Genomic DNA, 12,850 nt, shown 5'->3' on the forward strand with positions numbered 1-12,850 from the left:
GTTAAACTATGTCTTGGTGTTTTAGCGATATGTGTTATGAGTCTTGCAAAATTAATTAATGAACTAAATGCTCAGCAAAAAAAAGCAGCTACTACGTCTGCACAAAACTGTTTAGTTTTGGCGGGCGCTGGTTGTGGCAAGACTAAAACTATTGTTGCTCGTGCAGCCTATTTAATTGATCAAGGCTTGCCAGCGAACCAAATCCAGATTTTAACGTTTACTCGTCGTGCTGCGAGTGAAATTGTTGCGAGAGTAGAACAACATGTGGGAGCACAGGCAAAGGGGCTGCGAGCTTCAACTTTTCATACTTTTTGTATGTATTTACTGCGCCGTAACCCCCAAGCTTTTGGGTTAAATCAATTTAGTATTATTGATCGTGATGATCAGTTGCTCATGTTTCGCTTATTAAGAGGCAAAGATAAAGATAATGTCTTGCCTAAAGCCGCAGAGCTGTGTGATTTATATTCTTATGCGAGAAATACTCAAACAAAGCTTTCTGAAGCATTAATCAAACAGCTTCCAGATGCATATGAGCATAAGACTCAAATTGCAGATTTAATGAAAACCTATGAGCAGCGTAAAAGAGAACGTAATTTTTTAGATTATGACGATATTCTCTCAATTGTAGCTGTCCATTTGCAAAATTCTGAAGCACTCACCAACTGGGTTGCAGGTTTTTGTCAGGCACTGCTGGTTGATGAAATGCAAGATACCAATCCTTTGCAGTGGGCTTTATTACAACCATTGATTGGCAAAGTGAAGTTGTTTTGTGTTGGCGATGATGCCCAGTCGATTTATGGTTTTCGCGGTGCAGACTTTGAAAATATCCATTCTTTTAAAGAGCGGATACCTGACGCAGTCATTCATACACTGGATTTAAATTACCGTTCGACCCAAGAAATCTTGGATTTATCAAATTGGTTATTAGCAAATAGCCCAATTGATTATCAAAAACAGCTGCAAGCCCATCGTGGTCAAGGCCAAAAGCCTCAGCTACATTTGTTTGGTAATGAGTATGAAGAAGCAAACTGGATTGCACAGGACTTAATAACGCGACATCAGCAAGGTGCAAGCTGGCACGATCATATGATCTTGGTGCGTTCTGGCTATAGTGCACGATATCTGGAAGGAGCTTTTATTGCTGCTGAATTACCTTACCGTTTTATTGGTGGGGTAAAACTTCTTGAGTCTGCTCATGTGAAAGACGTACTTAGCCTGCTACGTATTGTGAGCAATCCTCACGATGATTTGGCGTGGATGCGTTTTTTAACCTTGTGGGATGGTATTGGTGATGTTGGTGCAAGTAAGCTCGCTCAAGATCTGATGGGAATTGTTGATGTTGAGGAGCGCTGCAATCGTCTAGAACGTCATGGAAAAGTTCCTTTACAAGCGATTTTAATTTTAAAACAGCTAGATGTATTACAGCAGCATGTTGAAGCAAGTATTGGCTTAGCACTCGATGCTTTAGGGGAACAGCTAGAGCAAAATTATAAAACTAAAGATTGGTCACGCCGCTTAAAAGACTTTGATTTGGTCAAGCAACTTGCGCGTAAACATGCATCGTTAGGTGAGTTTCTTGAAGAATATGTGCTTGAACCTATTTCAGTTTCTGAAATTGAAAAAGCAGCTGATCAGGATTTGGTCACTTTAATTACGATCCATTCAGCTAAAGGTGCTGAACAGAAAGTCTGCTATGTACCTCATGTATCGCCAAATCAATATCCTTATGCAAGGGCACAGGGCGATTTTGATGATGTCGAAGAAGAGCGCCGTGTATTGTATGTTGCATTAACACGTGCAGAAAATGAATTAATTTTGACTAAGCAAAACCTCAATACATGGTCAGAAGACAATTATGACGAACAAGGTCGTAAAATCGAAAGTTATTTCCTAAATGATCTTTCTGCACATTTGGTTCAGGCAAAGATTCATAGGCAAGTACCTCAGCCATTTGCTAAAAAGCAATGGAACCGTTCACCTGCAGTAAATTTAGGTTTTGGTATCGATCTGGATTAAACTACTGTATAAGACACTGTGATTACTTAAATATATTGGCTGCTCCCTTTTATTGCCAATTAAGGTTAGAAAATGAAGATATTAGTTCGTAATTTAGATCGTGCTGTGAGTGAAACTGAAATTTTAGAGTTATTCAAAGCATTTGGTAAAGTTGAAACGTGTGTTCTTGTTACTGATAAAGACACAGGTAAATCGAAAGGTTTTGGTTTTGTTGAAATGCCTAACCCTCGTGAAGCAATTAAGGCAATTAAAGGCTTAAACCTGCTTAAAGTTAAAGGCAATGGAATTCGCGTTAAAGCAGCTGAAGAATAAGTCTTCAGTGTGAAAAGACAGTTTTTAGCTCTTTCGATTGTCGCGCCAAATGGTACTCGTATCGCTGAAGGTATAAAAACACTTGAAGTGCGTTCATGGGTACCTACAAAACTGCCAATCAAAGATCTATTAATTGTCGAGAACCAAAATTTTTTGGTCAAAGATACTGATGAAGAACAGGGAGTTGCTGTCGCTTTGGTTGATATCGACTCTATTCATGCTTGGCGAAATGATGAAATTGAGCCCGCATGTGCAAATGCTTGGGACGAGGGATATTTTGCTTGGGTTTTAAGTAATGTTCGCCCTATAAGGCAGCCATTAAAAACTTTAGCTAAACGTAAAATTTATCAAGTTGAGCTGGATTTACCATAAATAACGTTGATTTTATTAATGGAGTCGTTAAGCTAAAGATTAGCTGTTGCAATAGCGATTTTAGAACAGGAAAGTTTAGTTATGTCACGTGTTGCTCGTTATCATGCCGATCGTACCAATCAGAAGCTCTATTTTGCGCGCTTAGCGTGTCAACAGGCTGAACAGACCGATCATGTGCAGCAGATACAAGCTCACCGTGAAGCAGCTGTATTCCACCTACATGGTGCAATGTTAGCTTTCTTGCAAGAATTGGTACGTTATTATCGTTTAAATGATTTACAACCTACCTTAAAATCTATTGAGGAACATATGGCGGCAAAAGGGCAGGTTTCTCCTGAAGTCTCTGTTTTGCAGCAATTGGCAAAAGATGGTTTCGTTGCAGAGTTAAAGCGAGCTTATCGTATGTGCCAATATGCGCCGGAACCAAAAGAGCCGACCCCTGAAGAAGAGACATCGTCTAACCTGATTATCAAAGTAACTCAAGGTCCTCAATCTTGGTTGCCTGATGTCAAAATTTTGCGTGAATGGCATCGAGAATTAACCCATTTAATTGATGGTTTTCGTAATGAAATGGTCGAGTTCTAAAATTAAACTGCCCTAGTGCTTGAAATTTGGTGTGGATGTGCCTATATAAATAAGACAAGAGATGCAAAGTGCAAGGGTGCTTTGCCACCATGTTGAAACATGGAGGAAGTATATGTCTATACAGCAATTGAAAGAGTTATTTGGAAATCAAGAAGCAGTGTTGGAATTAGTCCAACTCGAAGGTGGTGAACTTGCCTTGCGTAATGCCGGTTCTGAGAATGAACCCTTGGTCAAAATTCAATTTAGCGATGAAGTAAAAGCAATTTTAGGTGAACAAACACCTGTGGTTGCCCAACATATGATTCAGGCTGCATTGTTTGGACTGCTTGAGAAGCAGGTAAATGAGTGGCAGGCTGAGGTAGTAGACGAACAGCCTAAATTCTTGAGCTAATAAAAAGCGTACTCTTGAGTACGCTTTTTTATATCAGTTAATGAATAGTTGACTGATGGGCAAGCTCGATCTGATTTACTATATGATGGCTCATATTCTTTGCCATTTCCTCTTTAGCATAGAATACTTCCCCAATATTCTCATCTCGAATGATAGCCGCTTCTTCTTTACTTTCTGCGCAAATTAACACCTGAATTTGAGGGTTTAATTGCTTAGCAATCGCCACAATACGGTGAATATCTAGAATATCCATAGGTGAAATCACCAAGAGCCGTGCATGCATGATATGTGCTTGAATTAAAACACTTGGCTCAGTCGCAACACCACTGACTGCTGCAATATTCGAGTTACGCAGTTTTTCTACGATTTCACGATTTTCTTCTGCAATAACGACCTTAATATTCTCGTTAATTAAATTTTCAGTGATACGTCGTCCCACACCGCCATATCCTACAATGACGACTTGATCGCGTAAGTAAGCCTGATCGACTTCATCAGGTAACATTGCTAATGGGTCACCACTACGTTCAAGAAGACGAGCTAAGTGAGAGCGCTCACGAATCCAGCGTTGTACTGGTTCAATTGCAGAGAATATAAAAGAGTTCAGCGTAATTGAAAATAAAGCACCAGCTAGAATCAGGTTTTGTGCTTCTAAAGTTAATAAACCTAATGAGACACCGAGAGTTGCTAAAATAAATGAGAACTCACCAATTTGGGCCAAACTCGCGCCAACTGTAAGCGCTGTATTAAGTGGATAGCGAAAGAATAAAACCAAAGCCATTGCAGCAAGTGTTTTACCTACCATAATAATGGCGATAACGGCCAAAATATGGAGCGGACGTTCAACAAGAATATGTGGGTCAAAAAGCATGCCCACAGAAACGAAAAACAGAATTGAGAAAATTTCGCGTAATGGAAGCGTTTCTTCTTCTGCACGGTGGCTAAAGTCTGATTCTTTAACAACCATCCCCGCAAAGAAAGCCCCTAATGCCATTGAAACCCCAAAAATGGCATAAGATCCGTAGGCAATTGAAACAGCGGCTGCAACAACGGTCAGAGTAAATAACTCTCTTGAACCTAAACGAGCAACAAACTGCATGATAATAGGAACAACGCGTTTACCTACAATCAGCATAAAGGCAATAAAGCCAACTACTTTTAATAAAGTGAGCCCAAGGGTTAACCAGATATTACCATCTGCACCTTCTGGTGCTTTCCCGCCCAGTAAAACTGCTGTAGCTGGAAGGAGTACTAAAACAAGTACCATCACCAAATCTTCGACTAACAGCCAGCCCACAGCAATTTTACCGTTGACTGAATCTAAAAGACCCCGATCTCCTAGAGCTTTTAATAATACAACGGTACTCGCACATGACAAACTTAAACCAAAAACGAGTGCAGAACCAAAGCTCCATCCCCATAGCATGGATACGCCAACTCCTAATAGAGTGGCGACCGCAATTTGTAAAATCGCGCCTGGCACAGCAATACGTCGAACCAGCAGCAAGTCATTTAATGAAAAGTGCATCCCTACACCAAACATCAGGAACATGACCCCGAGTTCTGCAAGCTGGTTAGCAAGATGCATATCTGCTTCTATGCCAGGTGTATTTGGGCTAATAATAATTCCGGCAATTAAATAGCCGATAAGAGGGGGAAGTCGTAATCGGGCTGCAAGATAACCAAAGAAGAGGGCAACACCGAAACCAACAGCAAGTAAAACAATTAAATCTACGTCATGCGGCACTAAAAACTCCTTTTACGTGAGTTAGGCTAAAGACAAGCATAAAAAATGCCAAGGCGAAATATGTGGAAAGTTTAACAAAAAAAAGCCAGGTATAAAAAAAATGCAAAAAAAAACGACCTCATTGTGAAGTCGTTTTTTTCGAGGCTAAAATTATTTGATTTTAGCTTCTTTGAAAATCACGTGTTGACGGATTTTTGGATCAAATTTTTTGATTTCCATTTTTTCCGGCATAGTACGTTTGTTTTTAGTCGTGGTATAGAAATAACCTGTACCAGCTGTAGAAACGAGACGAATCTTATCACGCATTGTTCAGACTCCTTAGATCTTTTGACCTTGAGCACGAAGGTCTGCAACAACCTTTTCGATACCCAATTTGTCAATAATACGCATACCTTTAGTGGTTAAACGAAGACGTACAAAACGTTTTTCGCTTTCTAACCAGAAACGGTGGTGGTGCAGGTTCGGCTCGAACCGGCGCTTGGTTTTGTTGTTGGCGTGTGAGACGTTGTTACCAACGACTGGACGCTTGCCGGTAACTTGGCAAACCTTAGACATGGTGTAACTCCATTGATTCAGCCAACAGCAAATCTGTGGCCAGTCATACTAAATGTAAACGGATGAATTCATTCAAGGGGCGTTTTATACCAAAAATACGATTAAAAGACAAGCGGAATTGGTAAAAACGAGGCATGATTTAGTATAACAGATCATGCCTTGATCAGTTAGCGCAACAAGGTTTTCGAAATGAAACGATGAATAGGCTTATTGAAGGGTGGAAGAATGTATTTAAGGCTATAAAGTTTTGGATTGGACATTACCGAACGTTCATGAGAAAGGCTAAAAAAGCCCTCTGGTCCGTGATATTTACCCATACCTGATGCACCAATTCCCCCAAACGGTAAATCATCCTGAGCCACATGGGTAATGACCATGTTGATTCCGAAATGTCCTGAGTGGGTATGTTGTGCAATATAGTCAGCACGCGCCTGATCATAGTCAAAATAATACATCGCTAAAGGACGTGGGCGACTATTAATGAATTCGACGACTTCTTCTATTTGGTCATATTCTAAAATTGGTAGGATAGGACCAAAAATTTCATTTTGCATAATATCCATTGCAGTCGTTACGCCTGTAACTAAAGTCGGCGCAATTTTACGGATATCATCTAAAATTTCATTTTGTGGATTAATTTCAACAATACGAGCACCTTGATCGCGGGCATTTTCAAGGTAGCCTTGAATACGGTTGTATTGCTTGTCATTAATAATAGACGTGTAATCTTGATTATTGCGGAAATGAGGGTACATGCCAGCCACAATCAATTTAAAGTTTTCGATGAATTCAGCAGTTTTTCCGCGTGGTAAGAAAATATGGTCAGGTGCAACACAAGTTTGACCCGCATTCCATAATTTACCTACAGCAATACGTTGAGCCACATCTTTCATATCCATAGATGCATGCACAAGCGCAGGGGATTTCCCGCCTAATTCAAGAATAACAGGAACCAGATTTTGAGCTGCGGCTGCCATCACTGTTTTACCAACAGAAGTTGAGCCTGTGAAAATCATTTTGTCAAAAGGCAAATGACTAAAAGCATCTGAAATAACGCCACCACCATTCACCACAGCAACTAATTCTTGTGGGAAAGCTTCTGCTAATGCACTTTCAAGGACTCGCCCAAAGTTAGGAGAGGCACTCGAAATTTTGATCATGGCATGGTTGCCTGCTGCCAGTGCACAGATTAATGGCCCAACTGAAAGAAGTAATGGGTAATTCCACGGTGTAATAATACCAATTACACCCATAGGTTGATATTGTACCCAACCTTTTGCTGGTTGATGTAATACACTGATATGGCGTTTTGAAGGTTTCATCCACGCTGTTAGATGTTTGCTGTAATATTTGATTTGTTCCAAACTGGTGAGTAACTCACCAATTTTTGTTTCCATAACTGCACGATTGCCATAATCAAGGTTAATTGCGTCGGCAATCTGATCTTGATATTTTACCAAGACTCTTTTAAGACGAGCTAAACGATCAATACGCTCTTTAGCAGTGGGTACCGGATGACGTAAATAAGCACGCTTTTGTTGTTCAAGCAAATCATGTAAATGCTTAACATCATAAGGAAGCTGAGTCTCTGGATTTGTTTTTGTTTGACTGTTCATCGGTACTTACCAAATACATTGATATGTTTATTTTTTAGAGTAAATACTCTAAATAGTCAAGTCAGTTTATGTGTTCAAGTCTTAACCATTTGAATTATTAAAGGTTATTAAAATGTCTCAACCTAAAGCTCTGAAGACAAAAGACCGGATTTTACAAATCAGTTTACAGCTTTTTAACGAACGAGGTGAACGGTCGGTTACAACCAATCATATTGCTGCGGAGTTAGGTATCAGTCCTGGAAACTTGTATTATCATTTTCGGAACAAGCATGAAATCATTAAGGAATTAATGTATCAATATCAGGCCGAGACTTTGGAAGTGCTTTCTTTACCTGACGATAGACCATTAACGACCAATGATAAAATTAACTATTTTCAAGTGCTCAGTGGCCAGTTATGGAGCTACCGTTTTATTCATCGTGATGTTTATCATTTAGTTGAAAGTAACGAAGACTTTAAAAAGATTTATCCGCGTTTTGCGGGACAGGTCATGCAGCAGGGGCAAAAGATTTATCAAGCCTTTGTAGATGCAGGTCTTATGAAAATGACGGCTTCGGAAATTGAAGCCCTCATTATTAACTTGTGGATTGTATTAACAAACTGGACAAACTTTTTGTATATGTCTGGTCATATTAGTGACAATAACCATTTAGAAGAAAAATGGGTTTGGCAAGCATTACGCCAAATGGTTTTCCTTGAAGGTCCTTATCTTATGGGTGAAAGCCGAGCAACTTATGAGCAGTTGCTTGAATCTCTTGGCCCTTCAGATCTATTTGCTAGCTTATCGTCCTTAAAAGACGAATAGTTGTGCTTGTTTATTTAGGGCGCTAGAATACTCGGCCTATTAAAAAATTTATCTCAATTAAGTGATATTAACCAAATGAATATGACCACTGCCAATACAGCCCGTTTACTGATTACTTGTGAAGACAAGCCAGGGATCGTACAAGCGGTATCGAGCTTTTTGTATCATCAAGGTGCAAACATTACCGCGCTTGATCAGTATGCGACGGAAGCTCAGGGCGGACGTTATTTCATGCGTGTTGAATTTGAACTTGATCATTTACAGTCGCGTAAAGATGCATTAATTCAAACTTTTGCTGCGAACGTTGCAGAGCGTTATAGCATGCAATGGCGTCTTGCTTTCGTAGGTGATGTTAAAAAAGTTGGTATTTTAGTTTCTAAAGTTGACCATGCATTGCTTGAGTTGTTATGGCGCCATGCACGCGGTTCGTTACCTTGTGAAATTACTCATGTCATTTCAAATCATGAAGATTTACGTGAATCTGTCGAAAACTTCGGTATTCCATTTTCTGTAATTAAAGTTACCAAAGACAATAAAGCTGAAGCTTATGCGCAAATTGATGAAATGATGCAAGGTAATGATTTATTAGTTCTTGCACGTTACATGCAGATTTTAAGTGAAGATTTTGTTGCGAAATGGGAAATGAAAATCATCAATATTCACCATTCTTTCTTGCCAGCTTTCGTGGGTGCCAATCCATATAAGCAAGCTTATGAAAAAGGTGTGAAGTTGATTGGTGCGACAGCTCACTATGTGACAGCTGACCTTGACCAAGGTCCAATTATTGAGCAAGACGTTGAGCGTGTGAGCCATAACTATAATGTTGAGCAATTACGTGAGCTAGGTGAAGATGTAGAGCGTAATGTATTGGCTCGTGCAGTGAAATGGCATTTAGAAGATCGTATTATTGTTGATGGTAATAAGACCGTTGTTTTTTAAATAACGCTTATTCTAAAAAAGCACGCATCTCGCGTGTTTTTTTATATTTAAAATTAATTTGAAACAATATAACATATCAATAATAAATGGGTTTATCATAGAATTAGATCTGTTCATGATGTAAATAGCACAACAATTTAAGTTTGGCTAAACAAATTGTGAACACGGGATATCTATTGATGTAACTATGAGAAAACTAAAGTAAAGACACTGAGCAGGCACAAAGCTATGACACAGAGTAAATGTTTTTCTCAAAAAATAGTTGCAAATGAAAACACTTCTCATTTATTATTGTGGCACTTTATTGTTCTATCCGATGTTTGAAATCGTTTCTATAAATAGAAATCTGAAATCATCATCCATTAGGTAATTAGATTCTTATGAGTCAATCTTCCGCAGCCTTAAACGCTCCCAATCCGATGAAAAAGAAAGTCATCACAGCACTAATTGCAGTTGCAATTGGTCATATCGGGGTCTTATGGGCAGTTAGCCATATTAAGCCTGCTGAATTAAAGCCAATCGATAAAAAACCTTTACAGGTACGTTTTTTAACAATCAAAGAAGATGTGCCCTCACCTCCTCCTTCAAAAGTAGAGCCGATCAAGCCCAAGGTAGAGCCTAAACCTGTAGAGAAGAAGGTAGAGCCTAAACCTGTTGAAAAGCCAAAAGTTATTGCTCAGAAAGTACAGAAGGTAGAGCCTAAGGTTATTCAACAAGATGATACTCAACAGAAATTAAAGAAACAGCAAGAGTTGGAAAAGCAGAGATTAGAGCAGCTCCAGCGGGAACAAGCGTTAAAAGAGCAACAAGCTCGCGAACAGGCTTTAAAAGATCAACAAGCTCGTGAACAAGCTGCAAGAGATCAACAAGCTCGTGATCAAGAAAATCGCAGTAAACCTCAAAGAGTGGCCGCAGGTGATGTATCTTGGAGCAAATCTCCAAGAATCTCTGCGGAAAAAGTTTCTTATTACTTTAAGCCTGAAGATGGAGTAAAAGTCATAGAAGTCGAAATTTCATCTGATGGTACGGGTAAGGTGACGGGTGTAAAGGTTACTAAATCGACTGGTAATGAGAAATTTGATGCCTATGTTGTTAAGCAAACTTATAGTGCTAGGTTTAATTCGTATAAACCTAATGGTGTTGTGACTCCTTTTGTGATCAAACAACAATTTGATGCAAGTGTTGTTAAAAAATAATTGTATTAGCAGATTAAACTTTATTACGTAGGAGTTCATATGAACTTTTCAATCTATTGGCAACATGCAGATGCAGTGAGTAAAACCCTGTATTTCATCTTATTGGCAATGTCGATTGCTACTTGGACAGTTTTCATCTTACGTTTGATGGGGACTCGCCAATTAAAGCAACAAGCTTATGCTCAACTTTCTCAGGCTATTACTTCGCTAAAAGCAAAGTTACAACCTTTGACTTTTGAACAGCGTAAAGCAGTTGCAGAACAGGCTCTACTTCGTCAAATTTCTGCTGAAAAAGTCAATGCTGAAAAAGGTATTTCTGTTTTAGGAACAATTGCTTCAATTGCACCATTCGTTGGTTTGTTTGGTACGGTATGGGGGATTTTCCATGCACTTGTTGCAGTAGGTAAAAGTGGACAAGCAGGTTTGGCTCAAGTGGCTACACCAGTAGGTGAAGCGCTTATTATGACAGGTCTTGGTCTTGCAGTTGCGATTCCTGCGGTATTGGCTTATAACATTTGTGTACGTGCTAACCGTGGTCTTGCTCATGATTTACAAGATCAAGCGCACAGCCTGTTAATTGACACGATGTTGCAGCAAGACTCAACTGTAAAGTCTGATGTTAAAACTGCACAGCAAAGTTATGTTGGAGGTCAAGCTTAATGGCTTTTCAATTGGGTGAAGACCACGATAGTGGCATAAATGAGATGAACCTCATTCCGCTAATCGATGTTATGTTGGTGTTAATGATCATCTTTTTGGTCACAGCAACAGTTGCCAACCCATCGATTCCATTAACGCTTCCTAAAACAACTGCTGAAATTATTGACCCACCACCAAAAGCAATTACGATTAGTATTAATGCAAATGGTGAAGTGGCTTGGGATACTCAAGTAATTAGCCTTGATGAGCTTCAAAAACGTTTTCAAGAAGCAGGTCAGGGCGCTGTTAAACCAACAGTTCAGCTTCGTGCAGATAAAGAGTCGAAGTACGATACTGTTGCACAGGTAATGTCTCGCGCCAGTGAAGCCGGACTGAGCGATATTGCCTTTGTCAGTGAAAACTAAAATTTAGTTGACCTAATAAAAAAGCAACCGATTCGGTTGCTTTTTATTGCTGTAATTTATTGATCTTTCATAAGATGCTGGAATTTACTATATAGCTTGAGCAACTTAGGTGGAATCGCAAAGTTGCAATAACCTTGTGAAGGATTCTTTGCATAGTAATTCTGATGATATTCTTCGGCTGGATAGAACGTCGGAACAGGGGACAGTTCAGTCACAATATCAAGATCATCATCTTTTAGCGTTTGAATTGTATGTTCAGCTGCCTGCTTTTGCTCTTCATTATAATAGTAAATAACAGAGCGGTATTGCGTGCCCATATCATTACCTTGGCGATTTAAAGTCGTTGGATCATGAGTCGCGAAGAATACATCGAGTAACTGGGAGTATGTTACTTGTTCTTCATCAAAATCTACTAAGATCACCTCAGCGTGCTGGGTATCTCCTTGGCATACTTGCTCGTAGGTAGGATTAGTCGTGTGCCCACCTGCATAACCACTAGTTACTTTTTCTACACCGCGTATTTGTAAAAATACAGCTTCGACGCACCAAAAACAGCCGCCGCCAAATAATGCCTGTTGCATTGTTTTTCCCTCTATTTCCTGCCTATTACAATAGGGTTTATGTATTTAAAATACAAAGTAAAGCATGTATAAAAAAGTAAAGGAAAAGAGAATAACTTATTCAGTTTTCGATAGCCACTAACAGATCTTCTATATTTAAAGGCTTTTTAGATAAGCTTCTAAGTTGGAGAATGTTCCATTAAATCCTTGTACCATTCCATTGCGAGCAGAATCAAAAGTTGAGTTCCCAACATCGTCAGAGTTCCATGGTTGCCAAGTAATTGTGACTTTTGTTTTTATATTATCAATATCTTCAAAAGTTGTGGTGGCTAACATTTCTAATGGCCATGTTGGTGACATGGGATGTCGTGTGTTGTTACCGTCTTTATCTGAGAAAGATTGAATAAACGTTAATTGCTCATTGGGTACAATCTCACGAAACACTTGCTTCCCCCACATTTGCGTTCCATCGGGCCCTTCTAACCCATAGTGATAAGTGCCTCCAACTCTAAAATCCATTGAAGTGTGGATGATTTTAAAACCTTTCGGACTCATCCAATTTTGTAAGTGATTAATATCAGTATGTACCCTGAATACAAGATCCCGAGGTGCATTGAATACTCTAGAAATACTAAATGGTGCAATCGTTTCTGTCATGATTATTTTCCTTTAATTAAAAAATTGGGGGATTT

16 protein-coding genes are annotated in these 12,850 nt (G+C 39.3%); 10 read left to right on the plus strand and 6 right to left on the minus strand.

Going from position 1 to position 12,850, the window contains the following annotated elements; genetic code table 11:
* Positions 1-36: 36 nt before the first annotated feature.
* From NL42_RS13005 to NL42_RS13025, 5 genes are all read left to right on the plus strand, one after another.
* A complete protein-coding gene (locus NL42_RS13005) occupies positions 37-2,016 on the plus strand; it encodes an ATP-dependent helicase (RefSeq protein ID WP_461313054.1) in 1,980 nt (659 codons plus the stop codon).
* Positions 2,017-2,088: 72 nt separating this feature from the next.
* Positions 2,089-2,328, plus strand: a complete 240-nt coding sequence (locus NL42_RS13010) for an RNA recognition motif domain-containing protein (RefSeq protein ID WP_003654760.1) — start codon at positions 2,089-2,091, stop codon at positions 2,326-2,328.
* A 9-nt stretch (positions 2,329-2,337) separates the two neighbouring features.
* The gene (locus tag NL42_RS13015; RefSeq protein WP_461313055.1) at positions 2,338-2,700 is read left to right on the plus strand and encodes an ASCH domain-containing protein; all 363 of its coding nucleotides are present in this window, start codon (positions 2,338-2,340) and stop codon (positions 2,698-2,700) included.
* Between the two features lie 81 nt (positions 2,701-2,781).
* The gene (locus tag NL42_RS13020; RefSeq protein ID WP_003654765.1) at positions 2,782-3,285 is read left to right on the plus strand and encodes a DUF6586 family protein; all 504 of its coding nucleotides are present in this window, start codon (positions 2,782-2,784) and stop codon (positions 3,283-3,285) included.
* Between the two features lie 112 nt (positions 3,286-3,397).
* On the plus strand, positions 3,398-3,676 hold the full coding sequence (locus NL42_RS13025; protein ID WP_003654767.1) for a hypothetical protein: 279 nt from the start codon (positions 3,398-3,400) through the stop codon (positions 3,674-3,676).
* 37 nt (positions 3,677-3,713) lie between these two features.
* Here NL42_RS13025 and NL42_RS13030 read toward each other — a convergent pair whose 3' ends face one another.
* The 4 genes from NL42_RS13030 to NL42_RS13045 all read right to left on the minus strand — a co-directional run bounded on the left by NL42_RS13030 (position 3,714) and on the right by NL42_RS13045 (position 7,594).
* A complete protein-coding gene (locus NL42_RS13030) occupies positions 3,714-5,423 on the minus strand; it encodes a cation:proton antiporter (protein WP_348949662.1) in 1,710 nt (569 codons plus the stop codon).
* A 150-nt stretch (positions 5,424-5,573) separates the two neighbouring features.
* Positions 5,574-5,729, minus strand: coding sequence for a 50S ribosomal protein L33 (rpmG, locus tag NL42_RS13035; protein ID WP_003654787.1), 156 nt, complete (start codon positions 5,727-5,729; stop codon positions 5,574-5,576).
* A gap of 12 nt (positions 5,730-5,741) precedes the next feature.
* Positions 5,742-5,978, minus strand: coding sequence for a 50S ribosomal protein L28 (gene rpmB, locus NL42_RS13040; RefSeq protein WP_000048256.1), 237 nt, complete (start codon positions 5,976-5,978; stop codon positions 5,742-5,744).
* A gap of 167 nt (positions 5,979-6,145) precedes the next feature.
* Positions 6,146-7,594, minus strand: coding sequence for a coniferyl aldehyde dehydrogenase (locus NL42_RS13045; RefSeq protein ID WP_461313056.1), 1,449 nt, complete (start codon positions 7,592-7,594; stop codon positions 6,146-6,148).
* Positions 7,595-7,706: 112 nt separating this feature from the next.
* Here NL42_RS13045 and NL42_RS13050 point away from each other — a divergent pair, with 112 nt between their 5' ends.
* From NL42_RS13050 to NL42_RS13070, 5 genes are all read left to right on the plus strand, one after another.
* Positions 7,707-8,399: a TetR/AcrR family transcriptional regulator gene (locus NL42_RS13050; RefSeq protein WP_005302132.1), complete on the plus strand. Its 693-nt coding sequence runs from the start codon at positions 7,707-7,709 to the stop codon at positions 8,397-8,399.
* A 75-nt stretch (positions 8,400-8,474) separates the two neighbouring features.
* Entirely contained in the window at positions 8,475-9,338 is an 864-nt protein-coding gene (purU, locus tag NL42_RS13055) for a formyltetrahydrofolate deformylase (protein WP_016139339.1), read from the plus strand.
* Positions 9,339-9,718: 380 nt separating this feature from the next.
* Positions 9,719-10,534: an energy transducer TonB family protein gene (locus NL42_RS13060; protein WP_461313057.1), complete on the plus strand. Its 816-nt coding sequence runs from the start codon at positions 9,719-9,721 to the stop codon at positions 10,532-10,534.
* A 39-nt stretch (positions 10,535-10,573) separates the two neighbouring features.
* Positions 10,574-11,194 (plus strand): MotA/TolQ/ExbB proton channel family protein, encoded by a 621-nt coding sequence (locus NL42_RS13065; RefSeq protein WP_042894723.1) that lies wholly within the window; start codon positions 10,574-10,576, stop codon positions 11,192-11,194.
* Entirely contained in the window at positions 11,194-11,598 is a 405-nt protein-coding gene (locus tag NL42_RS13070; protein WP_016139336.1) for an ExbD/TolR family protein, read from the plus strand. Before NL42_RS13065 ends, NL42_RS13070 begins: the two co-directional genes overlap by 1 nt.
* Before the next feature lie 56 nt (positions 11,599-11,654).
* On the opposite strand, the gene msrA is transcribed toward NL42_RS13070, so the two are convergent.
* Positions 11,655-12,179 carry a peptide-methionine (S)-S-oxide reductase MsrA gene (gene msrA / locus NL42_RS13075; protein ID WP_252610459.1) on the minus strand — a complete coding sequence of 175 codons (525 nt, stop codon included), beginning with the start codon at positions 12,177-12,179 and terminating at the stop codon, positions 11,655-11,657.
* A 135-nt stretch (positions 12,180-12,314) separates the two neighbouring features.
* The gene (locus NL42_RS13080; protein ID WP_461313058.1) at positions 12,315-12,815 is read right to left on the minus strand and encodes an SRPBCC family protein; all 501 of its coding nucleotides are present in this window, start codon (positions 12,813-12,815) and stop codon (positions 12,315-12,317) included.
* Positions 12,816-12,850: the final 35 nt, after the last annotated feature.

This window comes from Acinetobacter sp. GN11, from assembly GCF_054823985.1.

What these genes read in the sequence shown, in the direction of transcription:
- NL42_RS13005 (WP_461313054.1), top strand. Translation starts at nt 37, where the DNA reads ATGAGTCTTGCAAAATTAATTAATGAACTAAATGCTCAGCAAAAAAAA.
- NL42_RS13010 (WP_003654760.1), top strand. Translation starts at nt 2,089, where the DNA reads ATGAAGATATTAGTTCGTAATTTAGATCGTGCTGTGAGTGAAACTGAA.
- NL42_RS13020 (WP_003654765.1), top strand. Translation starts at nt 2,782, where the DNA reads ATGTCACGTGTTGCTCGTTATCATGCCGATCGTACCAATCAGAAGCTC.
- NL42_RS13025 (WP_003654767.1), top strand. Translation starts at nt 3,398, where the DNA reads ATGTCTATACAGCAATTGAAAGAGTTATTTGGAAATCAAGAAGCAGTG.
- rpmG (WP_003654787.1), bottom strand. Translation starts at nt 5,729, where the DNA reads ATGCGTGATAAGATTCGTCTCGTTTCTACAGCTGGTACAGGTTATTTC.
- rpmB (WP_000048256.1), bottom strand. Translation starts at nt 5,978, where the DNA reads ATGTCTAAGGTTTGCCAAGTTACCGGCAAGCGTCCAGTCGTTGGTAAC.
- NL42_RS13045 (WP_461313056.1), bottom strand. Translation starts at nt 7,594, where the DNA reads ATGAACAGTCAAACAAAAACAAATCCAGAGACTCAGCTTCCTTATGAT.
- NL42_RS13050 (WP_005302132.1), top strand. Translation starts at nt 7,707, where the DNA reads ATGTCTCAACCTAAAGCTCTGAAGACAAAAGACCGGATTTTACAAATC.
- purU (WP_016139339.1), top strand. Translation starts at nt 8,475, where the DNA reads ATGAATATGACCACTGCCAATACAGCCCGTTTACTGATTACTTGTGAA.
- NL42_RS13060 (WP_461313057.1), top strand. Translation starts at nt 9,719, where the DNA reads ATGAGTCAATCTTCCGCAGCCTTAAACGCTCCCAATCCGATGAAAAAG.
- NL42_RS13065 (WP_042894723.1), top strand. Translation starts at nt 10,574, where the DNA reads ATGAACTTTTCAATCTATTGGCAACATGCAGATGCAGTGAGTAAAACC.
- NL42_RS13070 (WP_016139336.1), top strand. Translation starts at nt 11,194, where the DNA reads ATGGCTTTTCAATTGGGTGAAGACCACGATAGTGGCATAAATGAGATG.
- msrA (WP_252610459.1), bottom strand. Translation starts at nt 12,179, where the DNA reads ATGCAACAGGCATTATTTGGCGGCGGCTGTTTTTGGTGCGTCGAAGCT.
- NL42_RS13080 (WP_461313058.1), bottom strand. Translation starts at nt 12,815, where the DNA reads ATGACAGAAACGATTGCACCATTTAGTATTTCTAGAGTATTCAATGCA.